The organism is Nocardia sp. CY41 (assembly GCF_009829325.1).
GTDB lineage: Bacteria > Actinomycetota > Actinomycetes > Mycobacteriales > Mycobacteriaceae > Nocardia.
Genome location: NZ_VUOS01000001.1, coordinates 185,632 through 209,682, shown reverse-complemented (window position 1 = coordinate 209,682; position 24,051 = coordinate 185,632). Strand labels below are relative to the sequence as shown.

At 65.8% G+C, this 24,051-nt stretch carries 27 protein-coding genes and 2 pseudogenes; 15 read left to right on the top strand and 14 right to left on the bottom strand.

What is annotated here, in order from left to right; translation table 11 throughout:
- Positions 1–7: 7 nt before the first annotated feature.
- The 3 genes from GVY64_RS01000 to GVY64_RS00990 form a co-directional block, all read right to left on the bottom strand.
- Positions 8–1,465, bottom strand: a complete 1,458-nt coding sequence (locus tag GVY64_RS01000) for a flavin-containing monooxygenase (RefSeq protein ID WP_159837766.1) — start codon at positions 1,463–1,465, stop codon at positions 8–10.
- An 89-nt stretch (positions 1,466–1,554) separates the two neighbouring features.
- Complete coding sequence (locus GVY64_RS00995) at positions 1,555–1,800, bottom strand: hypothetical protein (protein ID WP_201297848.1); 246 nt, start codon at positions 1,798–1,800, stop codon at positions 1,555–1,557.
- 56 nt (positions 1,801–1,856) lie between these two features.
- A complete protein-coding gene (locus tag GVY64_RS00990; protein ID WP_159837765.1) occupies positions 1,857–2,216 on the bottom strand; it encodes a hypothetical protein in 360 nt (119 codons plus the stop codon).
- Between the two features lie 295 nt (positions 2,217–2,511).
- Between GVY64_RS00990 and GVY64_RS00985 the strand changes: the two genes are divergently transcribed.
- A complete protein-coding gene (locus GVY64_RS00985; RefSeq protein WP_159837763.1) occupies positions 2,512–2,973 on the top strand; it encodes an RICIN domain-containing protein in 462 nt (153 codons plus the stop codon).
- Between the two features lie 55 nt (positions 2,974–3,028).
- Here GVY64_RS00985 and GVY64_RS00980 read toward each other — a convergent pair whose 3' ends face one another.
- From GVY64_RS00980 to GVY64_RS00970, 3 genes are all read right to left on the bottom strand, one after another.
- Positions 3,029–3,889 carry a TIGR03619 family F420-dependent LLM class oxidoreductase gene (locus GVY64_RS00980; protein WP_159837761.1) on the bottom strand — a complete coding sequence of 287 codons (861 nt, stop codon included), beginning with the start codon at positions 3,887–3,889 and terminating at the stop codon, positions 3,029–3,031.
- Between the two features lie 173 nt (positions 3,890–4,062).
- Complete coding sequence (locus GVY64_RS00975; RefSeq protein WP_236566519.1) at positions 4,063–4,710, bottom strand: TIGR03619 family F420-dependent LLM class oxidoreductase; 648 nt, start codon at positions 4,708–4,710, stop codon at positions 4,063–4,065.
- Between the two features lie 151 nt (positions 4,711–4,861).
- Positions 4,862–5,755, bottom strand: a complete 894-nt coding sequence (locus GVY64_RS00970) for an alpha/beta hydrolase (RefSeq protein ID WP_201297847.1) — start codon at positions 5,753–5,755, stop codon at positions 4,862–4,864.
- A 71-nt stretch (positions 5,756–5,826) separates the two neighbouring features.
- Here GVY64_RS00970 and GVY64_RS00965 point away from each other — a divergent pair, with 71 nt between their 5' ends.
- Positions 5,827–6,468, top strand: a complete 642-nt coding sequence (locus tag GVY64_RS00965) for a TetR/AcrR family transcriptional regulator (protein ID WP_159837755.1) — start codon at positions 5,827–5,829, stop codon at positions 6,466–6,468.
- Between the two features lie 31 nt (positions 6,469–6,499).
- Here the strand turns inward: GVY64_RS00965 and GVY64_RS00960 are convergent, their stop codons facing one another.
- On the bottom strand, positions 6,500–6,667 hold the full coding sequence (locus GVY64_RS00960) for a DUF4236 domain-containing protein (protein ID WP_159837753.1): 168 nt from the start codon (positions 6,665–6,667) through the stop codon (positions 6,500–6,502).
- A gap of 778 nt (positions 6,668–7,445) precedes the next feature.
- Entirely contained in the window at positions 7,446–8,048 is a 603-nt protein-coding gene (locus tag GVY64_RS00955) for a TetR/AcrR family transcriptional regulator (RefSeq protein ID WP_159837751.1), read from the bottom strand.
- A gap of 70 nt (positions 8,049–8,118) precedes the next feature.
- Here GVY64_RS00955 and GVY64_RS00950 point away from each other — a divergent pair, with 70 nt between their 5' ends.
- Positions 8,119–8,943: a class I SAM-dependent methyltransferase gene (locus tag GVY64_RS00950; protein ID WP_159837749.1), complete on the top strand. Its 825-nt coding sequence runs from the start codon at positions 8,119–8,121 to the stop codon at positions 8,941–8,943.
- Between the two features lie 88 nt (positions 8,944–9,031).
- Here GVY64_RS00950 and GVY64_RS00945 read toward each other — a convergent pair whose 3' ends face one another.
- Positions 9,032–9,670 carry a TetR/AcrR family transcriptional regulator gene (locus GVY64_RS00945; RefSeq protein WP_159837747.1) on the bottom strand — a complete coding sequence of 213 codons (639 nt, stop codon included), beginning with the start codon at positions 9,668–9,670 and terminating at the stop codon, positions 9,032–9,034.
- Positions 9,671–9,770: 100 nt separating this feature from the next.
- Between GVY64_RS00945 and GVY64_RS00940 the strand changes: the two genes are divergently transcribed.
- From GVY64_RS00940 to GVY64_RS39010, 4 genes and pseudogenes are all read left to right on the top strand, one after another.
- Positions 9,771–10,079 (top strand): hypothetical protein, encoded by a 309-nt coding sequence (locus GVY64_RS00940; protein ID WP_159837745.1) that lies wholly within the window; start codon positions 9,771–9,773, stop codon positions 10,077–10,079.
- A gap of 75 nt (positions 10,080–10,154) precedes the next feature.
- On the top strand, positions 10,155–11,105 hold the full coding sequence (locus tag GVY64_RS00935; protein ID WP_159837743.1) for a sigma-70 family RNA polymerase sigma factor: 951 nt from the start codon (positions 10,155–10,157) through the stop codon (positions 11,103–11,105).
- A gap of 33 nt (positions 11,106–11,138) precedes the next feature.
- Complete coding sequence (locus GVY64_RS00930; RefSeq protein ID WP_159837741.1) at positions 11,139–11,450, top strand: hypothetical protein; 312 nt, start codon at positions 11,139–11,141, stop codon at positions 11,448–11,450.
- A gap of 6 nt (positions 11,451–11,456) precedes the next feature.
- Positions 11,457–11,555, top strand: a pseudogene (locus tag GVY64_RS39010) (alcohol dehydrogenase); the annotation flags it as partial.
- 13 nt (positions 11,556–11,568) lie between these two features.
- On the opposite strand, the gene GVY64_RS00925 reads toward GVY64_RS39010, so the two are convergent.
- Positions 11,569–13,065: a PP2C family protein-serine/threonine phosphatase gene (locus GVY64_RS00925; RefSeq protein ID WP_159837739.1), complete on the bottom strand. Its 1,497-nt coding sequence runs from the start codon at positions 13,063–13,065 to the stop codon at positions 11,569–11,571.
- Between the two features lie 52 nt (positions 13,066–13,117).
- Positions 13,118–13,879, bottom strand: a complete 762-nt coding sequence (locus GVY64_RS00920; protein WP_159837737.1) for a GAF and ANTAR domain-containing protein — start codon at positions 13,877–13,879, stop codon at positions 13,118–13,120.
- Between the two features lie 423 nt (positions 13,880–14,302).
- Between GVY64_RS00920 and GVY64_RS00915 the strand changes: the two genes are divergently transcribed.
- From GVY64_RS00915 to paaI, 8 genes and pseudogenes are all read left to right on the top strand, one after another.
- Complete coding sequence (locus tag GVY64_RS00915; RefSeq protein ID WP_159837735.1) at positions 14,303–15,193, top strand: manganese catalase family protein; 891 nt, start codon at positions 14,303–14,305, stop codon at positions 15,191–15,193.
- Between the two features lie 42 nt (positions 15,194–15,235).
- A complete protein-coding gene (locus GVY64_RS38840) occupies positions 15,236–15,439 on the top strand; it encodes a hypothetical protein (RefSeq protein ID WP_328820842.1) in 204 nt (67 codons plus the stop codon).
- Positions 15,387–15,818: a hemerythrin domain-containing protein gene (locus GVY64_RS00910; protein WP_328820841.1), complete on the top strand. Its 432-nt coding sequence runs from the start codon at positions 15,387–15,389 to the stop codon at positions 15,816–15,818. Before GVY64_RS38840 ends, GVY64_RS00910 begins: the two co-directional genes overlap by 53 nt.
- Before the next feature lie 220 nt (positions 15,819–16,038).
- Positions 16,039–16,566, top strand: coding sequence for a DUF4142 domain-containing protein (locus GVY64_RS00905; RefSeq protein WP_159837733.1), 528 nt, complete (start codon positions 16,039–16,041; stop codon positions 16,564–16,566).
- A gap of 196 nt (positions 16,567–16,762) precedes the next feature.
- A complete protein-coding gene (locus tag GVY64_RS00900; protein WP_201297846.1) occupies positions 16,763–17,197 on the top strand; it encodes a hypothetical protein in 435 nt (144 codons plus the stop codon).
- A gap of 21 nt (positions 17,198–17,218) precedes the next feature.
- Positions 17,219–18,973 (top strand): aa3-type cytochrome oxidase subunit I, encoded by a 1,755-nt coding sequence (gene ctaD, locus GVY64_RS00895; protein ID WP_442939496.1) that lies wholly within the window; start codon positions 17,219–17,221, stop codon positions 18,971–18,973.
- A gap of 304 nt (positions 18,974–19,277) precedes the next feature.
- Positions 19,278–19,760 (top strand): annotated as a pseudogene (locus GVY64_RS00890) (LLM class flavin-dependent oxidoreductase); the annotation flags it as partial.
- A gap of 553 nt (positions 19,761–20,313) precedes the next feature.
- On the top strand, positions 20,314–20,736 hold the full coding sequence (paaI, locus tag GVY64_RS00885) for a hydroxyphenylacetyl-CoA thioesterase PaaI (protein WP_236566518.1): 423 nt from the start codon (positions 20,314–20,316) through the stop codon (positions 20,734–20,736).
- A gap of 109 nt (positions 20,737–20,845) precedes the next feature.
- On the opposite strand, the gene GVY64_RS00880 is transcribed toward paaI, so the two are convergent.
- From GVY64_RS00880 to GVY64_RS00870, 3 genes are all read right to left on the bottom strand, one after another.
- On the bottom strand, positions 20,846–21,163 hold the full coding sequence (locus tag GVY64_RS00880) for an EthD family reductase (RefSeq protein WP_159837731.1): 318 nt from the start codon (positions 21,161–21,163) through the stop codon (positions 20,846–20,848).
- An 11-nt stretch (positions 21,164–21,174) separates the two neighbouring features.
- A complete protein-coding gene (gene paaZ / locus GVY64_RS00875) occupies positions 21,175–23,223 on the bottom strand; it encodes a phenylacetic acid degradation bifunctional protein PaaZ (protein ID WP_159837729.1) in 2,049 nt (682 codons plus the stop codon).
- 112 nt (positions 23,224–23,335) lie between these two features.
- A complete protein-coding gene (locus tag GVY64_RS00870) occupies positions 23,336–23,953 on the bottom strand; it encodes a TetR/AcrR family transcriptional regulator (protein WP_236566517.1) in 618 nt (205 codons plus the stop codon).
- Between the last annotated feature and the right edge of the window lie 98 nt (positions 23,954–24,051).

The following is a 24,051-nucleotide window of genomic DNA, read 5'->3' as shown; positions in this document are numbered from 1 at the left end:
GGCCGGGTCAAGAGACGAGCCTCGAATCGAAGTCCGCCGGGTCGAATCTGCGCGTGTGCCACCGGTAGCTGGTGACGGTGCCCGGCCAGTTGTTGGTGATCCGCCCGGCCGCGTTGCGGTACCAGCTCGAGCAGAAGTTCCACGGCGTGCGGTCGAGGCGCCGTTGCAGCCGATCGTCGAACCGTGCCTCGATCTCGGGGCGCACCTCGAGTACCCGGCCCGGACGCTCGGCGAGCCGCTGGACGGCCTGGCGGATGTAGCGGGCCTGCGATTCGATCATGTAGACGATCGAACCGACGCCCAGGTTGGTGTTCGGTCCGTAGACGAGGAACAAGTTCGGGTAGCCGGGCACCGTGATTCCTTGGTACGCCCGGGCGCCCTGCGCCCACTCGTCGGCCAGCTTGCGGCCGCCCCGTCCGGAAACCCGCATGGGCCACAGGAATTCGGTGCCCTTGAAGCCCGTGCCGTAGACGATCGCGTCCACCTCGTGCAGCACGCCGTCGGCGGTGCGCACGCCTTCGGGGGTGATCTCGGTGATCGCGGTGGTCTCCACCGTCACGTTGGGCCGGGTGAGCGCGGGCAGGTAGTCGTTGGAGAACAGCGCTCGCTTGCAGCCGGCCGGATAGTCCGGGGTCAGCTTGGCGCGCAGCTCCGGGTCGGCCACCTGACGCCGCAGATGCCGCAGGCCGATCCGCGTCACCAGCTTGCGGATGATCGGCACGTCGACGATGCCCAGCGCGAGGAACTCGCAGAACAGCCAGAACGCGAAGCGCTCGGTGAGGCGAGTGACCGGCAGCAGCCGGAACGCGCGATGATGCCAGGCTTTGTACTCGACGTCCGGCTTCGGCATGATCCACGCCGCCGAGCGCTGGAACAGCGTCAGCCGCGCCACCGAGGGCGCGATCGCGGGCACGAACTGCACCGCGCTCGCGCCGGTGCCGATGACCGCCACCCGCTTGCCGGTCAGATCGGCCTGGTGATCCCACTCGGCGGAGTGGAAGGCCGTGCCGCGGAAGGTCTCCACGCCGGGGATGTCCGGCAGCGCGGGCCGCGAGAGCTGCCCGACGGCGGAGATCAGCACATCGCAGCTCAGCTGGGCGCCGTCGGCGGTGCGCACGGTCCAGCGTCCGGTGGCGTCGTCGAATTCCGCCTCGGTCACCTCGCTGCGGAACCGGATCTTGCGCAGGAGGTCGTGGTCGCGGGCGATCCCGCGCAGGTAGGCGAGGATGTCCGGCTGCTGGGAGAACCGCTTCGGCCAGTCGGTGCGCGGTGCGTACGAGTAGGAGTACAGCGGCGAGGGGATGTCACAGCCCGCGCCGGGGTAGGTGTTCTCTCGCCAGACGCCGCCTACGTCCTCGGCCCGCTCCAGGAGCGTGACGTCGTCCAGGCCCGCACGCTGGAGTTCCATCGCCATGCCGAGCCCCCCGAAACCGGTGCCGATGATGACGATCGAAGGTGTGCTCATGGTGACCACGCTATGACTTGGACAAAGATCCACGTCACACACCTGAGGTCAGAAAATCCACACTTTCGGCCAAATCTTCGGCTGCGCCCTCATCCGTTGGGCAGGATCCTGGCGTGACCGCTGATTCTTCCGTCGTGCAATCGCTGGTAAGCCAGCGGCGCCTCGCCCATCGCTGAGGTTTCGACGTGCACCTCGACCGCCCCCGCCCGTGCCGGATCGAGGACCTCGCGCAGTTCGCCGCGACTGCCCCGGTGCGGCGCCGTCACGCTCACCTCGAACGGCCGGACGCCGAAGCCGACGGGCAGGGTGCCGCCGTCGATGCCGATGATCGACACGTCGCCCTCCGTGACGACGCACGGCGGCGGTGGTCGCCGCGCCCGCTCCGGCACCCCTATCCGAAGGAGCTCACGTTGTTCACTTGGTTCGACTGCGTGTACCCGCTCTGCACGTACTCCACGCTGAACCCGCCCGAACTGTCCCAGGTGATCGGCGTCGATTCGGTGCCGACATTCGTCATCCACGAGATGAAGATCTCGTGTCCGGCCTCGTATTCCGAGCTGGTCTGACCGGGAGCCAGGATGAACAGCGATTTGGGCTTGTCCCATTCCTGCCGGTAGACCGAAACGTACACGTCCGTGTCGTTGTACAGCTTGTACCAGCCGGGTGAACTCCGCTCGGCGAACTGCTGCTGCTCGGTCGGCGAAGCCGGAGGCACGGTCTTGCGCTTGGTCCCCATGCCGGTATCGGTCATCGATCGTCTCCCTTCAAGGGGTGCGCTCGGCGCACGAGGAATCAATAGCGCGCATCTCGCCGCAGTGCGGCGCAGATCGCGCCGCTTCGTGGTGCGGATCCGTTACCGGAGCAGAAGGTGTTCTGGCTCTCGGAAGCTGCTCACGGCAGCATATGAATACGCCACGCCCCTTCCCTCACCTCTTTCGGATGAATTACCGCGCAGCGGGGGTCGTTCGATCGCGATCGGGATCCGGTCCACGGAATTCGCTTCGGCTTCCCGCCGATTCTGCTGTACTTGCTCTCGGCGATTCACCTTGGACGACGACTACGGGATCAGCGCAGCGTCACCGGCGGTGTCGAGCTCGGTAGCGGTGCGCTCGCACAGTGAGGACGAGACCATGGCTACCACATACCAGATCATCAATTACGAGACCGGCCAGGCCCTCGCGGTCGACGGCGACGCGGACAGTGTGACCATGCAGCAGCGTGCCGCCGACGATGACGCCCAGCTGTGGACGTGCCCGGTCAATCCCGAAGAGGGCGACTTCGACATCGTCAACAAGAAAACCGGCGGCCATCTGTCGGCCATCCGGTCGAATGGCCGACTGCTGTGCAGCGATGAGCATTGCGGCTGGGATCTACCTGATTTCCCCGAGATATCCCCGATCGCCACCAGCGATGACGAGTACGTCATCGGCATCTTCTTGAACAATCGACCACAGTTGATGCCCAACCGGGAAAGCGACAGTGAGAAGTGGATATTCCGGAAGGTGTGAACCGTTGCATTGCCACCGGCATCGCACATTCCCCAGGACGCCTTCGTGCGCGTGACTAATCGGATGTGAGATCGAATCGTTCGGCGAAGAGCGACATCTTGTCGTGCTGCTCGGCGGCGGTCGCCCCGGAAAGGTTGACGACGATCCGCGTCACCCCGTGCTCTTCGAGTTGCCGGACTTCCCCGACCGTCGGATCGGCCGAGCCCCAGCGGGTGTACTCGAGGGCGGCCGGGTCCCGGCCCGCTTCCGCGGCCGCCTCACGGGCCAGCTCGATCTGCACCTCACGCTCGGCTTCGTCGAGCCTTCCGCCCGCGAAGTAACCGTTGCCGCGGAGACCGGCCCGTCGGGCGGCGGCTCGGCTGGATCCGCCGACGTGAATCGGCAGCTCCGTCACCCCCAACGGTTTCGGGTAACTGCACAGATTGTCGAAGTCGTAGAACTCGCCGTGGTAGCCGACGCCCTCCGGACCGCCCGACCACAGCAGCCGCAGCACGTCGATCGCCTCGTCGGCGCGGCGACCGCGAGTGCGGAAATCCACGCCCACGGCCTGCGCCTCGCCCGGCAGCGCGCCGAGCCCGACGGTGAGCAGCCGCATGCGTCCTCCGGACAGGACATCGATGGTGGCCAGACGTTTGGCGAGAACCACGGGATGGCGGTAAGGCAGCAACAGGACGCCGGTGCCGAGCAGGAGCCGTTGCGTGGCCGCGGCCACGAAACTCAGGCAGTCCAGTGGATCGAAGTAGGGCAGAGTCGGCGGCAGTTCTCCGGCGCCGTATGACGCGCCGGGATACAGCACGATGTGATCCTGCAGGTACAGGCCCTCGAAACCACATCGCTCGGCATGCCGGGCGAACGTGATGAGCCGGTCGGGATCGGTCCCGTGAAAGGGCGTGCTGTAGCTGATCGCGAATTTCACAGACATTCCTTCGAGCGCGCGTCGGCGCGGAACTATCGGCAGAGGTTCGGACGGGTAGCGCAGCTGTTGTGTGAGTGTGCATTCGAGCGATCGACGTGCGACCTTCATCACCCCAGCGTCGGAAACGGTAGACCTTGTCGCCGACGTCAAGGCAAGACCTGGCGCGCAAGACTTCAGCCCAGATGGTGGCCTGCCGGCTTCGCGATGTCATCGAGGGCGCGCAAGGTTTCCGATGCCGGGAGGGTCGGCAGGCCGAAGAGCGATCGCTGCGCCCCGGCCTCGGCATAGCCGTCGATCAGGGCCGGATCGGTCGCGACGAATGCGACGGTGACCGGCAGGTCGTTGCCGTGGAGCGCGGACAGCTGAGCCGGGATCGCGGCCGGGTCGGACATCGCGGCGGGGAGCGAGCCGACCCCGTTGCGGATCGCGCGTTCGGCCGCCGCCTGCCCACCGCCGAGATAGATCGGCGGATGCGGCCGTTGCACGGGTTTCGGCCACGCGTACATCGGATCGAAATCGATGAACCGGCCGTGATATCGGCGAGATCCTCGGTCCAGATCCTTCCGGATGGCGTCGAGTTGCTCGTCGAGCAGCGCGCCGCGAGTGCGGGGATCGGTGCCGTGATCGGCCATCTCCTCTCTGTTCCAGCCCGCCCCCACGCCGAAGACGAAGCGTCCTGCGGAGATCAGGTCGAGCGTCGCGACCTCCTTGGCGGTGTTAATGACGTCGCGCTGGATGAGCAGGGTCACGCCGGTTCCGAGGATCAACCGTTCGGTGACCGCCGCTACGGCGGCCTGCTCCATCGTCTTCGACGACGCCACGCCGGAAATGGTCGCACTGCTGGAAGACGAACTCACCCCGCATGTCCCGGCGCATCGATTGTCTGACTCGTAACCGGGAAGCCATCGCCGCATACCTCGATGCGGTACGCACCCATACGGATCGCCCGCGGCGGCGTCGCTAGCGGTGGAGCTACGTGACCCGCGTCAGGTGTGTTCGAAGGAAGTCGATCTGATCGGCGACGACGTGTTCGACGGCCGGTGGGTGATACACCGTGAAGTGGTCGGCGTCGTAGTGTTTGAGCACGGCTCGGGGGACGACGGCGGCGACCTTCTCGGCGATCGTGGGTTCGATGAGGTTCTCCCGGTCGCAGGCGCACACCAGTAGCGGGCACCGGACGCGGGACGCTCGGGACGCCGCGTCGTAGAACAGCATGCCCAGCCCGGAGGCGGCGGTGATGCGGTTGTCGAACCGGTGACCGGCTGGGGTGACCGACAACCAGCCCTCCAGTGCGCCGGGCTGGTTGACGAAGGCCCGCTCGCCCGGCCGCCCGACGATCGGCACATATTTGCGGGGCAGGCCTAGCGCGGCACGGATCAGGTCGGAGGCGATCGGTGTGGTGAATCGAGCCAGGTGTCGCACTCCGGCCCGGGAGACGACCGCGCGCCCGCTGAAGACGGGGCACTGCACGACCGCGGCGGCGATGTCGTCGCGGCGCGCCGCGGCGGCGAGAACGTGGCTGGCGCCGAACGACGTCCCCCACAGCGCGATTCGACCGGCATCGATCTCGGGCCGGGCGCGAGTGAACGCGAGAGCCGCGTCCAGATCGGCGGCGTAGCGGCGCCGGCTGACCAGTTGACGGGGTCGGCCTCCCGATTCACCCAGGTGACGGAAGTCGAATGACACCACGGCGATTCCGGCGTCGGAGAACCACTTCTCGTACTGGCCGAGCATCATCTCGTGCGTCGCTCCACCGCCGTGCACGAGCAGGACGGCGGGATGCGGGCCCGGGCCCGCGGGCAGGGTCAGCCACGCGGCGCACTCGTCGCGGCCGGACGGGAAAGACGTGCGGACGGTCATCATCACTCCATTCAGGTACGTTGTACGTAAACCGATGCACAGTTAAACACGTACAATGTACTTAAACAAGGAGCCGGATGCCAGCGCCCCGCAAATTCAGCCTCGACCAGTTGCAAGCCGCCGCGCTCGCATTGGTGGACAGCGACGGATTGGCCGGTTTGACCATGCGCAGTCTGGCGGCCGCGCTCGGTACCGGCGCGATGACGATCTACAACTACGTCGATGGACGCGAAGGACTGGAACAGCTCGTCACCGGAGCCGTCATGGCCCAGGCGCGGTGGGACATCGAGCCGAGTGGCGGCTGGGAGGAGCAGGTGGCGGCGATCGCCGTGGGGACGTGGCGGGCCGTGCGCGCGCACCCCAACGCCATCCCGCTCATCCTCACCCGCCGTAGCCTCGATCAGGACACGCTGCGGCCCGCCGAAGCGCTGCTGGAAGCCCTCGCCCGCGGCGGCATGTCCGGCCACCGCCTGCTGATCGCTTTCCGGGCGGTGTCCGGGGTGATCGCCGGCTCCGCTCAGGCCGAACTCGCGGGCCCGCTCGCGGCCGCTCGCGGTGACGATGCCCGCACGGCCACCGACCGGATCACCCGCCTGCCGACCCCGCAGTTCGCGCGACTGATCGAAATCGCCCACGCCGCTCTGGACAGTGACCCGGAGGACGAATTCCGTGCCGCCCTGCAAATCATCCTCGCCGGCTTGCGGCACGCCGGCGGCTGAGCAACTCGGCAGCGCCCGCGGCGACGACTCGTCAGCGCTGGCGCCAGCTCAGTGGCCCCGGCAGGTCGACGCTGTTCTTCTTGCTCCGGGAGTTCCAGGACCACGGGCCGATCTTGATACTCCACGAGGACAGGCCCGATTGGGTGAAGTTGAGTTTCAGCGGCCCGAAGGATTTGCGCTGACGGTATTTGATGGGCATGAGCAGCCTCCTGACTCGCTCTCAGGCTAACCGATCCGGTTACCCCACATGGCTTTTGCTCGACAGGATTGACCGGATTCGCCACCGCAAACGCGCACCCGCCGTACCGGTTTCGCGACCGAGCCCTCGGCGATGTCGATCCCGTCGGCGCGCTACGAGGGCTGCTCGTGAACGTCATCGTGCCGAAAGTTGTTGCCGCGACGAGCTCTGCGCTGGCCCGAATGCGTCTCCGGCGCCTCGGACCGCAGCTTCGGACGAGATACATCAGGAGCCTGCTGGTGAAGCCGATCCGGCAGGCGTAAGCGCTGAACCACGTCGTCCATGAGCAGTGCCGCCGCGATCTACGGCAAGACCGTACTGGAGTCGCTCGCCGCGCGAACTTCGGACGGCGCCGCAAATCTGGCGCGCCGACTGACGCAACGCTGGACCGGTCGACGAAACTCGTCGCAGACGACGGACGCTGTGCTCCTTCAGATCCGAGACGGAGCCGCGCTGTTGGTAACCGGCGACCTTCCCGACGAAGCCCGCCTCGCAGTCCTCGACCTCGATCTCACTCAGGAACATCTACGAGGAAAGGTCTTGGAGTGGATTCCGGTGCGCAACCAGTGGATCCCTGCGATCCGCCCAGGTAGGGCTGGAGAAGCACAGCTGAGAAGCGCCGGGGGGCCGGGCTACGTGCCTGGGCCTCGGACGCCGGAATCGTGCCGACATGTCCTGAACGGATCGCGATGTCGCGAGTTCCCGCCCCATCGGCGGCTGTTCTCGACGGCGGCAGCGTTCAGGCCGGTCGTCGTCGCACGGCGTCCGAGATGACCGCTGCCACGAACTTTTCGACAGCTGATCTGGTCGGTCGGCCGGTATCGCGGTCTGTGAACAACAGATGCCCGCCACCGACCAGGGACAGGGTGAGTGAGTCGATGTCGGCGTCGGCTGCGATGCGGCCGAGTTCCCGCTCGTCGGTCAGATAGGTGGAGATCGCGGTCGTCGCCTCGGCGAGGATCGCCATGCCGCCACCGGGCCTGGCCTGCCGCAATCGTGCGCGCAGCTCGTCACGAAAGGTGATGAGCGGGATGATCGCCACCGGAACCGGTCCGAACAGCATGGTCAGAGCGGTGGTCAGATTGGCGGCCACCGTGCCTGCGCCCGCGGAGGCGCGCAGCGCACTCACCTGCGCCTCGAGCTGCGCGGCCCGGTCGAGCACCAGTGCGGCGAGGAAGGCGTCGAAGTCGGTGAAGTGCCGGTGCAGAACGCCTTTGGCGCAGCCCGCCTCGTCGGTGACAGCCCGGCTGGTCAGCCCGTTCGGCCCGTCGCGCAGCAGTACGCGGTCGGCGGCGTCGAACAGTTGCTGCCGCGCGTCGCGAAGGTGCACCCCAGTCGGCACTGACGGATCCTTTCGTGCGTCGATCAGCGACATTATTGCGTAGTGGGCATGTGCCCACTACGGTGGGCGCATGCCCACTATGCGAGAGCAAGCAGAGCCGCCCCCGGCGCAGCCGGAGGAGTCCCAGCGGATGGCCGTATCGTTCGGCGTGGACGCGCAGCGCTACGACCAGGCTCGACCCGGTTACCCCGAGGCGTTGGTGGCGCGGATCCTCGCCGGGACGCCCGGAGTGGACGTGCTCGACGTCGGCTGCGGTACCGGCATCGCGGCCCGTCAGTTCCAGGCCGCGGGGTGCGCGGTGCTCGGCGTCGAACCCGACGCGCGGATGGCCGATTTCGCACGGGCCCGTGGTCTGCGGGTCGAGGTCGCCACCTTCGAGGCATGGCAGCCGGGCGACCGGATGTTCGATGCGGTCATCGCCGCTCAGTCGTGGCACTGGGTGGATCCGGTGGCCGGTGTCGCGAAGGCGGCCGGGGTGCTGCGTCCAGAGGGACGGCTGGCGATCTTCGGTCACGTGTACGAGCCGCCCGCCGAGGTGGCGGAACCGTTCGCCGCCGCCTACCGGCGGGTGGCGCCGGACTCCCCGCTCAGCGGCCAACCTGCTCGACGTCCCCTCGAGCTCTACCGAACGGGCTACGCGAAGATCGCCGACCAGATCCGCGAGGCCGGGCGATTCGGGGATCCCGAACAGTGGCAATTCGACTGGCAGCAGTCCTACACGCGCGACCAGTGGCTGGAGTTGCTCCCCACCACAGGCGGCCTCACCCGACTCCGTCCCGACCAGCTGGCCGAGATACTGGGCGCGGTCGGCGACGCCATCGACTCCCTGGGCGGATCCTTCACGATGGACTACACCACCCTGGCCGCGACCGCCGCACGCGCAGGCGCTTCCTGACGGCCGCGCAATCCGGGTTCGACGGCGGCCGGGGTCGTCGATCTGCTCGTCCGATCGTCATGCCGTTGCTCGAGCGGCCGCCGGAGAGCTAATCGCGGACGGCGTAGTCGCCGATCGCTTGCTCCAGCGTGTCGAACGCGCTGCGGATGTATTCGGTGAGGGCGGTGGCGATGCGGTCGCCGGATTCGCCGTCGAGTGTGCGGCGCAGGGTCTCGTCGAACAGCACACGATGCACGCCGCCGAGCAGCGCGGCCGCGACGCGGGGGGTGATGTCGGTGTCCGCGGCGCTCGTTTCCGCCGCGAGGGTGGTGGCCAGCGCCTGCTCGCGTTCGTCGTGGAACTCGCGCAGCCGGGCGGTCAGCGCCGGGCTGTCGGTGATCATGCGGGCGAATTCGGGCCTGGAGAAACCCACCACCGGATCTTGCCGGGCCACGGCGGCCAGGTAGTCCCGCCGTAGCGCGGCGAGCGCCGACTCGCCGGACGCGCGCTCGCGCACGACGCGGGCGAGCTGGTCGACGAACACCTCGTGCAGATCCAACGCGAGATCTTCCTTGCGCGGGAAGTAGTTGGTGACCGTCATCTTCGCGACCTGCGCGGCAGCGGCGACGTCGGCGATCGTCACCTTGTCGAAACCGTGCTCCAAGAACAGCGCGGTCGCGTGATGGGAGATGTTCTCCCTGGTCTGCTGCTTTTTCTTGGCCCGGAGCCCGGGGTCGGTTGTGCTCATGTCACCACCCTAGCTGAACTCGACCTAAAAATATTCTTGACATATTTTTATGATGGTTCTAAGTTTATGTTCGTCATTGGAACGAAGGAGCGGCAGCACCATGAACCACGGACTTGTCGAAGCGGCCCCGGCCCGCATCAGCTCCACAGTCGACTCGAAGGGACCAGCCACCATGACCGACAAGACGACTGCGCCTTCCGTCATCGAAACCACGCTTCGCCTGCTCCGCGCCGAAGGGGGCGGCATGATCGGCGGTTCCCGCGATGTCGCCGCGGTCCGCGTCGCGCCGTCCCCTCGGCCCTACCCGAGCGCGGTGCGCCCAGAGCGACGGGTAACCAAGCCGATTCGGGCCACCACGGGTTATCGCGCCAAGCCGCAACGCCCGCTGCGAATCCCGGGGCGCGGCTGACCTCCCACCTCATCCCCGTTCGGCGGCGTGCTCGCCGCGCCGCCGAACGGTCCGCTTCACCAGGAAGGACGTTCCGTGGCCGAACTGTGCACCCGCCCGACCCGCTTCACCGGCGCCGTCAGCACCGACCCCATCAAGGATTACCTGCGGCTCATCGGCGGCACCCCACTGCTCACAGCCGCGCAAGAGTTCGAGCTCGGCGAGCGGATCGAGGCGGGGGAGCAAGCCGCTGCGCGCCTGGCGGCCGCCGGGCCTGCGGTCGATCCGCTGGAGCGCGGCCGATTGCGTCGCTGTGTGGCGGACGGTGAACGCGCCAGAACCCACATGGTCGAAGCCAACTTGCGCTTGGTCGTCTCGATCGCCAAGCGGTATCCGACGCCCATGGGCATGTCGCTGTTGGACCTGGTGCAAGAAGGCACGCTCGGCATGATGCGGGCAGTGGAGAAGTTCGACCACCGCCGCGGGCTGAAGTTCTCCACATACGCGACCTGGTGGATCAAGCAGTCGATCGGTCGCGCGCTGGCCGATCAGAGTCGCACGATCCGGATACCGGTGCACGTCGTTGAGGTGCTCAACCGGCTGAATCGTACGCAGCGGGCGCTGGCTCAGAGGCTGGGCCGTACGGCGACGGTCCCGGAGCTCGCCGCGGAGCTGGAACTGCCCGCGGGAAGGGTACGCGAGCTGCTCGACCTCGCCCGCGAACCGCTGTCGCTGCACACCCCGATCGGCGACGATGTCACCGAGGTCGGTGAGCTCATCGCCGACACCGCGCCGGGCCCCTCCGATTCGGTGGCCGCGTCGGCGGTGCGCGGCCAGCTCGACCGGATGCTCGGCACATTGCCGGCAAGGGAGGCCGAAGTCCTCGCGTCGCGCTACGGGTTGGGCGGCGCGGAACCGAAGACACTCGAAGAGGTCGGCAGAACCTACGGCGTGTCTCGCGAACGCGTTCGGCAAATCGAGGCCAAGGGCCTGGCGAGACTGCGGCAGCCCGCACGGATCAAGGCGCTGGAGGGTCTTCTCGGTTGACCGGCAGAGCTGTCCGTGCAGCGCGTAGGACAGGTGGCCTCCGAGAGCGCCGCCGACGCCCATCGCCGCCCGACCGGCTCCGCCGAGGACAGTGGCCGTGAAGTCGCCGCGGGTCAGGTTGGCGGCGGAAAACAAGGAAAGGGCAACGCCGTTCGCCGCATCATGCACGAGGCCTACGCGCCGCTGGTAGGTGTCGAGGTCTCGGAAGTCGGCCAGTCCTGCGGCGACTGTGGCGGGCGTGGCCAGCAGGCCGATCAGCACGAGTCTGCGCGCCCCGTCGCGCTGCCCGGAGATGCGCAGCGCCGCCGCGCTGGACCAGGCGCCGATCGGCAGGGAGCGCGGTGAAATTTGGGTGATGCGCTAGCCAAGGGCTTGACCCTCAACATGAATCAGTGCCCCGTGAAACGCCAGTGGCCGCGTCTGCTGTCGCATATCGAGAACGCTGTGATCGCAGGTTCCTGCCTCAGGGGCTGAGGTTGCCGGGGTTGGTCCAGTGGGCGAGCAGGACGGTCGCATCGTCCTGCAGCGTGCCATGCTGATGGGTGAGGACGGCGTTGATCAGTCGGCGTGCCGTCTCCGGTGGCGGGTAGCCCGCCGCGGCCTCGCGGCGCAAGAAGTCGGTGAGGCGCTCTTCGCCGAAGAACGTGCCCTCGTCATCGCGGGCCTCGGTGATGCCGTCGGTGTAGAGGACGAGCCAATCGTCCGGTTGCAGAACTTCCTCGGCGACGGTGAGCTCGGCATTGCCGAGCCCCAGCGGTAGTCGGTGCCCGCCGCTGAGGGGTTTGACGATCCTGCCGCCGCGCATGATCATCGGTTCCGGGTGGCCCGCGTTGATGTAGCGCAGCCGACCCGTGGACATGTTCAGCTCGGCAAGGACCGCCGTGGCGAACTGTCCGTGTCCGAACTGGTCGGCGATGGTCTGGTCGATCACGCGGGCTTGTTCGAACAGGCCGTGGCCGGCGTGGCGCGCGCTGCGGTAAGCGGCCAGCGCCGTGGCCGCGATGAGTCCGCTGGACGGGTCGTGGCCGACCGCGTCGATAACGATGAGTTGCGCGGTGGTGTCGGACAGCGCGTAGTCGAAGGCGTCACCGTTGAGGTCATGACGTGGTTCCACGACGCCGCTGATCACGAAGTTGTCCACGCCGGCGGTCAACGGAGGCAGCATCGACCAGATCAACTCGGCATTGGGAGTGCGGGCCGTGGTCAACCGGGCTCGGTCCAGAGTGTCCCCGAACCCGGTCATCGCCGTGACCAGGTGACCGAGCAGCCGTGACATCCATCGGCATTGCACCCGAAGTCCCGGGTCGTAGAGGTCGGAGGGGTCCTCGACCTGGATGTCGAGGACCCCGAGGCGTTCGCTTCCATCGAGCAAGGGCACCCACAACCGGGGCCGGTCGGCTACGTGGGAAGGCAGGGTCTGCACGAGCCGGAACGCGCGGCCCGGCAGAGTCGTGTCGACATCGAGAACCTCCACCGTAGCCGCGTGCTCGCACGTACCGGACGGTGCTCGGACAAGATGCAGATAACGCTCGTCGTAATCCACCAAGTACATGTCGATGTGCACGCCGAGGGCGTGGCCGGCGACCGCGGCGAGGGCGGGCAACTGCTCGGGCGCAGCTTGGTGGGCACCGTCGAGGAGAGCCACCAGCGCCGCGAGGGGTGCGCTTTCAGGCTCGGTGCCCCGGACGGTGCGGCTATAGGTGGCACGTTTGGTCCAGGCGAGTTGGTCGAGTCGTTCGTTGACAGCATGAGCGAGGATGTCGCGATCGAGCGTGGGAAGTCCACCGAGCCCGTGCAGATAGGCGTCGATCTCCAGGCAGCCCGCGTCGCCGCCCATGGTGAAGTAGCTCATCCACAGTTCTTCGAGGGTCAGCTCGGCGCCCTTCAGAGCGAGCACCAGACTGCGCTGCTGCTCGCGGGCGCGGTCACTGCCGCTACCGGCGGTGGGATCGTCGTTCATAGCGACCACCTGGTGTTGGGGGCGGTGCGAGCTGTCGGCACAGCAGTTGCGATCAGCGCCGACGGCCGGCGGTGGACACGGCCAGGCGCTCGGCGACTCGCCGCACGGTGCTGCCTTGCCGGCGTGCGGTATGCGCCAGGATCAAGAACGCGGCCCGTTCGTCTACTCCCTCGCGGGCCATGATGATGCCCTTGGCCAGCGTGATCACCTCACGGCCCCGCAAACTGTCCGCGATCCGCCCGCTGACCCGCTCCGCGGCTTCGGCTGTCCGCATACCGGCCAGCAGCATCGCCGCCTGAGAGGAGAACATCGTCAGCAGATGCTCCTCCCGCGCGCCGTAGGCGGCAGGGCGCGCGGCGTAGACCTTGATCGCGCCCAGCGACTGTGTGCCCGCGACCAGAGGCGCGCTCAACGAGGAGGCCAACCCCAACTCCGCCGCTCGCCGCGACCAGATAGGCCAACGCTCGTCGGCCGCGAGATCGTCGATACGCACGACCACTCGATCCGCCCACGCGGCCAGGCAGGGCCCAGAGCCCAACCGATATTGAAGATCGTCGGCCCGCTCGACCACGGGGTCGGTAGCCGCCGCCGTCGTGCGTCCACCTTCGCTGTTCACCAGGCTGATCCCGGCGCCCACGGTATGGGGAACCATGTCCACCGCCAGCGCGGTGACCACCTTCAGCCCCGTGCTTACCGTCTCGGCGGACAGGAACAGACCCGACATACGCGCGAACGCGGCCACGATCCGATCCGCAGCAACATCCGGGTCCTCGACCGGCGGGACATCAGCAGACGGGGGAACATCGGAAGACATATCGGCGAAACCTCCTAACCCCTCCGCATCCGCCCCCACGCCCTGCACGACTTCCACGACCGCGGAAATCGCTGTTGCGCCGTCAATCGCCTCGCCGATGCGACAGCCTGAACCCGTTCTAAAGCGCTGCAACTATTCAAAATCGTCATTTGCCGCTGATGACATGTCCGATTCTGCCCACAGCACAGTAGGGTCTGGTCGACAACGTTCCGATCCGAACCAGGGTCGCCACCATCTCGATCGGTCGCATATCCGGCGTTTCGATCATAGTGCAATGGCTGCATATTCCCGCTGGCTCACCCGGCAAATACATACGCCTGGGTGCCGCGGCGGCGGGCCGAGTTCTCCTCGGTGATGTTTCCGGACGCCGGCCACGGGTAGGGCCCCCTCGTTGCAGTGCGACGACGACCATCGAGGAGTGGGATGTTCATTCACAACAAGGACCTGCAGTTCGAGGTGCGGGTGGATCGGCCGGATCCGCGGTTCGCGACCCTGCTGCAAGAGCAGTTCGGCGGAGCCAACGGCGAGCTCAAAGCCGCGATGCAGTACTTCACCCAGGCGTTCGTGCTGCGCCGCAAGAATCCGAAGATGTACGACTTGTTCATGGATATCGCCACCGAGGAGCTCAGTCACCTCGAGATCGTCGGCTCCATGATCACGATGCTGCTGGACGGGCTCAACGACGATCTGAAGCAGGCGAACCAGCGGTGTGACTGGATGCCGATGGTCGCCGACTCGGCCGGCCGCGAGCAGGCCATCCACCAAGTCGCGGTGAACCCACTGTATTTCGCCCTGACCGGCGGCGGCCCGGACGTCAAAGACTCGGCGGGCGTGCCCTGGCAGGGCTCCTTCGTCGATTCCAACGGCGAACCCTCCGTCGATCTGCGCAGCAACCTCGCGGCGGAGTCGCGGGCGAAGATCGTCTACGAATACCTCAAGCAGTTCACCGACGATCCCGGTGTGCAGGACTCACTGTCGTTCTTGATGACTCGCGAAGTCGCGCATTTCCAGCAGTTCACCGCGGCGCTGAACGAGCTGCCGGTCAACTTCCCGCCCGGAACGCTGCCCGGTGACGATCGGTTCCAGAACGTCGCGTTCAACATGTCCAACGGCGCGGCCAGCGCCCGCGGCCCGTGGAACGAGGGACAAGGACCTTGGCCGGAGGGCATGCAGTGGCGTTACGTCGACAACCCGGTCACCGAATGGCTCGGTTCCGACGAGCGAGCCAACCACGGTGCAGAGGCGAACCCGGAGGGCGAACCCACGGTGCAGGGCACCAAGCCGTTCACCCACGAACAGCACATGCCGGGCTGACCTGCCGGTGTATTCCAGGCAACTCACACCGGAGGTGTACCGATGGATGCCTTGACTTTCCTACGCAACGATCACGAGAGCGTGCTGGGAATGATCGAACTGTTCGAACGCGGGCGCGGCGATGGTGCGGCCGAGATCCGCGCGTTCGGATCTCGCGACGAGTCTGGTGATCGCCGCATCCCAACACGAAGCGGTGGAAGAGCAATTCTTCTGGCCGGCGGTGCGGCAGGCGCTTCCCGACGGTGACGAGCTGGCCGATCGAGCTCTCCAGCAGGAAGACCTCGCCAAGCGTCTGCTGCAGCAGATCGAGGAGTCCGAAGCCGGATCAGGCGAGTTCGACCAGGCGCTGAGCGAGTTCGTCGTCGTGGTCCGCGAGCACATCGAGTTCGAGCAGGATCAGGTATGGCCCCTGTTCCGGCAGGCGGCCGGCCGGGACACGATGGAGGAACTCGGGCAGAAGATGGCCACGGCGAAGAAGGTGGCCCCGACTCGACCGCATCCGGATACGCCGTCGACTGCGGGTGCTCAGAAGACCGGCGGTTTGGTAGCGGCACTGACCGACAAAGCGCGTGACCTGCTCACCGGCAGGAGGCCACATCAGCCACCGGACCCACCGCCCACCTGAGCGCACGGGTTCGCTACGTCGCTCGAGCAGGCCACACACGGAACGGGCGGGAACTGCTCCGGCGGTGGCGGGCAGCACCAGCCGCTCGCCACCGCCGTGGGTGAAGGCGGCTGTCGCCGCGATCGCGTGTGCGCGCTTCGGCCGATCGCACCTGGGTGGCGTACTGCGCGTGCGATCGGGCACCCGGGCGGTGAACGACCACCGACCGGAGGAGATGGGAATGCGATTACTACGACGTCTGCTGGTGTGCGCGGTCTTGGCGGCCGGGTTGGGATTGTCCGGTGCCCCCGGGAGCGGCTATGCGGCGCCCGTTGCGCTGACGGGACAGGACAGCACCTATCTGACGGTCTCTCATCAATCACATCTGGCGGAAATCCTCTCCGGTGCGCGCGCCGCACCGATGGCCACCTGTCCGCAGGTACGAGAGATCGGCGCGACGCTGGTGTCCGATCACACGCGGCTGGACGCGATGGGCGCGGCGGTCGCCCTGCCGAACGGGGTGATGCTGCCGCTGAGCCCGAATGCCGACCAGAACCAGCAGCTGTTGAGCACCGCGATGAAGACGGGCCGGGATTTCGACCTGGCTTGGCTGACCATGCAGGAAACCTTCCACATCCAGGCGCTGCAGGCCGGCGCCCGGCAACAAGAGGCCGGTGACTCCGAACAGGTGACGACACTGGCCCGTGACGCCGAGCCGATCATCGAGCACCACCTGATGCTGGTCCGCGACGCCCTCACCCGCTGCTGACCGTCCGAGCGACCCGGCCGCAGATCTCGGGTGCGGTCTGAGCGCCGCACCGACGGAGTTCCGACCGGCTGTTCGTCCATCCAGAAGGGAGCCGATCACCATGGCACACCGCATCGAACCACCGGCAGCGATGAAGGCCACCGACCGCAGTCCCGCCCGGTCCTCGCCTGAGGTAGGCCTTGCACGAGCCCACGGTGTGTTCAACCTCGTCGGCGGCCTGTGGCCGTTACTGCATCGGCGGAGTTTCGAAGCCGTCTTCGGCCCCAAGAACGATCGCTGGCTGCAATACACCGTCGCAGGATTGCTCGCAGGCAACGGCGTGGCGCAGATTATGGCCACCTTGTCGCCTGCGGGGGTCGTCCACGCGCGCCGCGTTGGGATCATCACCGCGGCGTGGCTGCTGGCAATTGATCTGACGTATGTACCGAAAGGCGACATTCCGAAGACGTACCTGTTGGACGCCGTAATGGAAGTAGGCTGGTTGTCGGCGTGGTCGCATCCGGTTCTGCGGGCGCGAGGCCCAGGCTTGATTCCAACTTGTTTCCGGGTTGTCGGCGCTGTCGGACAACCCGTCATTTACTTTGGTTTCGGCTCTCGCTTCTCGGGTACTTCGCGGGCGCCTGGACGATGAAGAAGGTGCATGATGGCGGCGATGGCGCGTGAAATCTCACCTGTCGAAGCGATACGGCCTTATCCCGCGCGAGTCGGGCCGAAAGGCTCGTTCCTGTGGAAGATGGTCACCACCACCGATCCCAAAGTGCTCGGGATCCTCTATCTGACCTCGGCGACCGGATTCTTTCTCATCGGCGGTCTCATGGCACTGCTGATGCGCGGCGAACTCGCCAGACCCGGCCTGCAATTTCTTTCGCCGGAACAGTACAACCAGCTGTTCACCATGCACGGCACCATCATGTTGCTGTTCTATGCCACACCGGTGGTATTCGGCTTCGCCAACGCGATCCTGCCCTTGCAGATAGGAGCACCGGACGTCGCCTTCCCCAGGCTCAACGCCCTCAGCTACTGGCTGTATCTGTTCGGCGCGACGATCGCCACCGCCGGATTCCTCACCCCGGGCGGCGCTGCCGATTTCGGCTGGACCGCATACACCCCACTGAGTCTGGCCGAGCACTCCCCGGGCGTGGGCGCGGATCTATGGATCATGGGCTTGGCCGTCTCCGGTCTGGGCACCATCCTGGGCGCGGTGAACATGACCACCACGGTGATCTGTCTGCGCGCACCGGGGATGACGATGTTCCGGATGCCGATTTTCACCTGGAACATCCTGGTCACCAGCATCCTGGTACTGCTGGCATTCCCGATCCTCACCGCCGCGCTGATGGCCGTGGCTTACGACCGGCATCTCGGCGGGCACATCTACGACCCGGCCACCGGCGGCTCGATCCTGTGGCAGCACCTGTTCTGGTTCTTCGGTCATCCCGAGGTCTACATCATCGCGCTGCCGTTCTTCGGGATCGTCACCGAGGTGATCCCGGTGTTCAGCCGTAAACCCATCTTCGGCTACACCGCCCTCGTCTACGCCACGCTGGCCATCGCCGCTCTATCGGTCGCGGTGTGGGCCCACCACATGTACGCCACCGGCGCGGTGCTACTGCCGTACTTCTCGTTGATGACGTTCTTGATCGCGGTGCCCACCGGTGTGAAGTTCTTCAACTGGATCGGCACGATGTGGCGCGGTCAATTGACCTTCGAGACCCCGATGCTGTTCTCCGTCGGATTCATCGTCACCTTCCTGCTGGGCGGACTTTCCGGTGTCATCCTCGCCAGCCCGCCACTGGACTGGCATGTCACCGACACCTATTTCGTCGTCGCCCATTTCCACTACGTGCTGTTCGGCACCATCGTGTTCGCCACCTTCGCGGGTATCTATTTCTGGTTCCCGAAGATCATCGGACGCTTCCTGGACGAACGACTCGGAAGAATCCACTTCTGGACGACCCTGATCGGCTTCCATGCCACCTTCTTGATCCAGCATTGGCTCGGCAACGAAGGCATGCCGCGCCGGTATGCCGACTACCTCCCGACCGACGGGTTCACACTGCTGAACACGATTTCCACCCTCGGGTCGTTTCTGCTCGGCGTCTCCATGATCACGTTCGTGTGGAACGTCTTCAAAAGCTCCCGCTACGGCGAGGTGGTAACCGTCGACGATCCCTGGGGCCAAGGCAACTCCTTGGAATGGGCCACCACCTCACCACCCCCGCGGCACAACTTCTACGAACTACCCCGCATCCGCTCCGAACGCCCGGCCTTCGAACTGCACTACCCGCACATGTCCGCGCGTATGCGCGCCGAAGCCCACGCAGGCCGCACCACCCACGTCGCTCACGCTCTGGTCGCGGCGGACGACCAAGCCGCCGCTGACCCCGGGCCGACCTCCAGCGAATGACGGCTCTCCGGCGGGCCGCGCCGGACGACCGAGTTGCTGTTGCCGATCGGCGGGTTCGTGCTCTCCGCGGACCTACCTCGCCAGTCCGGCCCTCGCGGACGGCGTCGCTCTTCGGCTCGCTGCGGCTCGTGCCAGTGCCGCGACAGCTGCCACGCCGGGCGAGGCTTCCGATTCCCGTCGGGCCAGCATGAGATCGACCGTTTCCGGCTGCCGGAGTGGTCGGCAGGTGACGCCGTCCAGGCCGAGGCTGTGGACGGGTTCGGGAGCGAGGACGGTCCGAGACCGGTGGCTACGGAGACGGCGAGGGTGGCCCGTAGTCGCCAAGTACGCCGGCCGCGCCGGGGACGGCTTCATCTGGACCTCCGGCAAAGGCATGGACCTGTACACCGATAAACTGATGCCCGCCCTCGCAGGGGGCGCGGCAGCCGTGCAAAGGGATCCGGCTGGCATCGACCGTATGGTCGAGATCAAGCTGTCCTACGACCCCGACCCGGGCCAATCCCTGGCCCACACCCGATTCTGGGCGCCGCTGTCGCTGACCGCTGATCAGAAACACAGCGTCGGCTCCGCTGTGGAGATGGAAGAACTCGCCGACCGGCTGCCCATCGAACAAGTCGCCTAACGCTGGATCGTGACCTCGGATCCAGAGGAGCCACGCGCCGGGATCAAACCGTATCTCGACGCGGGTCTCAACCACCTCATCTTTCACGGTCCAGGCCACGATCAAGAACGCTTCCTCACCCAATTCAGCGAAAACATCCTGCCGAGATTGCGTGCATTGGGCTGATCCAGCTGAGCCGTGCATGCGAATGCCGCCATGTCGTCTGGTGGCGCGTTCGCATGCCGCCTCGCTCCGGGTGTGTTCGGTGAAGCGTTCGCCCGCCGGGGGAGATCTCGGCGTGGCGGGTCGAACGGCCGAACAGTTGTACCGCGAGCTGGGTCTCGAGCTGTGGACGCGGGCTGCGACTCGGCGCCTCGCGGGTCATCGCGTACTGCTCGGACTCGCGACCCTGCGGTGACGGTCATCGTGCCTGTCGGTGCCCCTCGCCGTGCTCGGTGACCTCGATGTCGAGTGCGCTCAAGGCGATGTCGGTGGTGAACATCCGCGCTGCGTGGGTCGGCGGGGCTTATCAGCGGGTTGGTGCCAGCGGGACATCTATGGGGTGGCGCCAATGGCCTGAAATGCAATCTGCCGCCTGTATGGTCCGGTCTGATACAGGCCGGACAAGATCAGTAGTTCATGTGCGATGACCCGCCGGCAAGGCCGCTCATTCGATACCGGCCGCAGGTCTATGATATGCAATAGACATTCTGGGCGATTATCTTGCTAAGCTCTGTATATGGCTGCTTCTGTTGACGCGATGTCGGATGGTGTAGATTTCGCACGGAAAATGTTTTTTGACGATCCGGCCTCGGCCAAGCTCGGCATGAAGCTGCTGCGTAGCGAAATCGGTGTGTCCGAGGTCTCGATGCGCGTCACCGAGGAAATGATCAACGGGCATGACATCACGCATGGCGGTTTTGTGTTCACGCTCGCAGACACGGCGTTTGCTGTCGCCTGCAACTCGTACGGCAGGACGACAGTCGCCGGTGGTGCATCAATCGATTTTCTGGCGTCGACCCGGATCGGTGATGAGCTGGTAGCGACGGCCGTGGAACGCGTGCGATGTGGACGAAACGGGATCTACGATGTCACCGTCCGTTGTGGCGAGGTCGTGGTAGCGGAGTTCCGTGGCCGTAGTCGGGAATTGCGGGATAGCTGATATTTTCTCGAGCTGACATATGGGCGTGAATCGGTCTGATGGATGCGGCTGGCAACACAGGGCGGTTGCTTCATCTGGAGATGCAACAACCGACCTGTGTGTACTGTCGTCAGTTCCGTTCGAAGATGACGTTCTCTTCCTGCCAGTACTGGACCACCCCTCCGCTCGCAAAATTAGCCACGTCTGCCCCTGCGGCTTGCATTTCGGGTGATCGCAACGCCTCCTCGAGATCAGCGGCGGTTTCGAAATACAGATTCGCGACCATGTAGAAGGGTGCTTCCTTCTTGCTCAGGGAAACACATTTTCCGGTGGCTATCGTGACGAGCTTGGGTATTTTCAATACAAGAGGCGTGTGTATCTCAGCGTAGTACTTGTCGAATGCTGCCTGGTCCTCGGGTTGTCTGTAGCACACCGATATGAAGTACATACCTTTCCCTCCTACTTTTCTTTATCGGCTTCGGTCTTCGCGACGAGGGTCAGCACGTCATATGTGGCTACCGGCTTGTCGTCCTGGTTGGTGACGACGGCGTCCCATCGGACTTCGCCGTACTCGGCGGACAGTCGGGGGCTGAGTTGCTTCGCGGTCAGGGTCACCGTCAGGGCGTCGCCAGCCTTGACCGGAGTGAGGAAGCGCAGTCCGTCGACGCCGAAGTTCGCCAGCACCGGTCCCGGATTGGGCTCGACGAACAGCCCTGCGGCCAAGGACACGACGAGGTAGCCGTGGGCCACGATCCCGCCGAACAGAGGGTTCGCCGCGGCGGCCTCGGGATCGGTGTGGGCATAGAAGGTGTCGCCGGTGAATTCGGCGAAGTGTTCGATGTCGTCGAATGTGACCACGCGCGGGCCACCGACGATTGTGTCGCCGATCTCGAGTTCCTCGAGATTCTTGCGGAAAGGGTGAACGTCGGTGGACTTACGTGTAGCCCCGGTGATCCATTGTCCGGTGACCGCAGTCAGCATGTCGGGCGAGCCCTGCACGGCAGTGCGCTGCATGTGGTGCAGGACGCCGCGAATGCCGCCGAGCTCCTCACCTCCGCCGGCGCGACCCGGGCCGCCGTGAACCAGAGTGGGCAGCGGCGAGCCGTGGCCGGTCGACTCCTTGGCGCAATCGCGGTCCAGTAGCAGCATGCGCCCATGGTGGGCGGCAGCACCGAGCACGAGGCGCCGAGCCACGTCGGGGTCGTGGGTGACGACAGATCCGACGAGACTCCCGCGGCCCCGAGCGGCGAGGTCGATTGCCTCGGCGACCGTGCCGTAGGGAATGACCGTGCTGACCGGACCGAATGCCTCGACGTCGTGCGGTGCTGCAGCGGTTGCGCTGTTGGCGAGCAGCAGAAGTGGCGGCAGGAAGGCGCCGCGGTCACGGTCTGCGCCCTCGACGGTGAAGTTCTCGGGGTCGCCGCTGACGACTTTCGCCTCATCGGTGAGCTGCTCGAGCGACCGCAATACCTCGTCGCGTTGGCTGATGCTGGCGAGGGCTCCCATTCGGACGCCCTCCTTTTTAGGGTTGCCGACGACGATTCCGGCGAGGCGTTCCCGAGTAGCGGCAACGACATCGTCGACGAGCTCCGTCGGCACCAACGCCCGCCGAATCGCCGTGCACTTCTGGCCTGCCTTAACGGTCATCTCGGTGACCAGCTGCTCGACGAACAGGTCGAACTCGGGGGAGCCGGCGGTTGCGTCCGGTCCGAGGATGGAGCAGTTCAGTGAGTCCGCTTCGGCATTGAATCGCACACCACCTTCGACGATATTCCGATGTGACCGCAGTTGCGCGGCCGTGGCAGCCGATCCGGTGAATGCCACCAGGTCCTGGTAGTCGAGATGATCGATCAGCCCGGTCGGTGCGGTGCACAGCAGTTGTACCGAACCTTCCGGTAGCAGGCCCGAGTCGATGATGCGGCGAAATATCGCTTCCGTGAGGTATGCCGTCTGACTAGCCGGTTTGACGATCGTCGGAACGCCCGCCAGGAATGCGGGAGCAAGCTTCTCGAGCATTCCCCAGACCGGGAAATTGAAGGCATTGATCTGTAGGGCGACACCGGGCCTGGATGTGTAGATGTGCTGCCCGACGAAGGTTCCGCCCTTGCCCAACCGCTCGGCCGGTCCATCCAGATAGATGGTGTCGTTGGGCAGCTCGCGGCTGCCCTTGCTCGCATAGCTGAGCAATGTGCCGATTCCGCCGTCTATGTCTACTGCCGAGTCGCGCGCTGTGGCACCGGTCATGGCCGAGACCGGATACAGCTCATCCTTGATCGACATCAGCGTCTTCCCGAGCTGTTTCAGGGCGGCGGCACGCTGATGAAAGGTCAGCTCTCGCAGTGCGGGTCCGCCGATGGTGCGGGCATGTGTGAGGACCGCGGGCATGTCGCTGCCCTGCGTGGAGAATCGGGCGACTTCGGCGCCGGTGACGGCGTTTGTGAGCGGAAGGCCCTCATCGGTCGGGGTCGCCCATCGCCCGCTCACGTAGCTCTGCAGCAACGCTGTCATAAGATCCGCACTCCCTTTTTCTACCGTCCGTTCGTTCGGTAATTACTTTGCTTGGTGCTGCGGTTGCACGTCAAGTGCGAATCTGGGGGTCAGCCGGGTCTACCAGCTCATGTCAGCGGGAGGGGCGGGTTCGCAATCCGTCGAAGGCGAGCGTGACAAGGGTGTTTGCCAGTTCGTCGGCGGTGACTTGTCGGCTGGGGCGGTACCACTCGATCAATGAATTGACCGTGCCGAAGATCAGCTTCGCGGTGAGATCGGGATCCAGATCGGGCCGCAAGGCTCCTTCTTCGGAGGCTTCTCGAACCAATTCGCTGACGAAGCGATCGAACTCGCGCCGTCGTGCGATGGCTCGCCGTTCGACGGTGGTGTTCCCTCGCAGGCGCAGCAGTAGCGTCACGTATGGCAAGTTCTCGGACAAGATGATGACGCTGCGGCGAACGAGGTGCTCGAGCCGCTCGATCGCAGGTCCGCTCGTCGTTTCCGGCTCCTCGGTGACCGCGAAGAGTGCGTCGAGGGCGCGGTCCACGGCGAGGCGCAGCAACTCGGCCTTTCCAGGGACGTGGTGATAGATCGATGATTTGCTGATGCCGAGCCGCTGCGACAGATGGTCCATGCTGGTGCCGTCGTAGCCGCGCTGGTTGAAGACGCCGACAGCGATAGCGAGGAGCGACTCCAGGTCGTAGCCGGGGCGTCCGACCTGCCCGCTACGACGGGGACTTCGTGTAGCCATAAGCGCCATCATCGCATTCCGAACGTCCGGTAACACCCTGGTATCGACCAGGTCGGGTGGCACAAGAGGGGTTGATTTTCGACCGAATGATCGGTTAT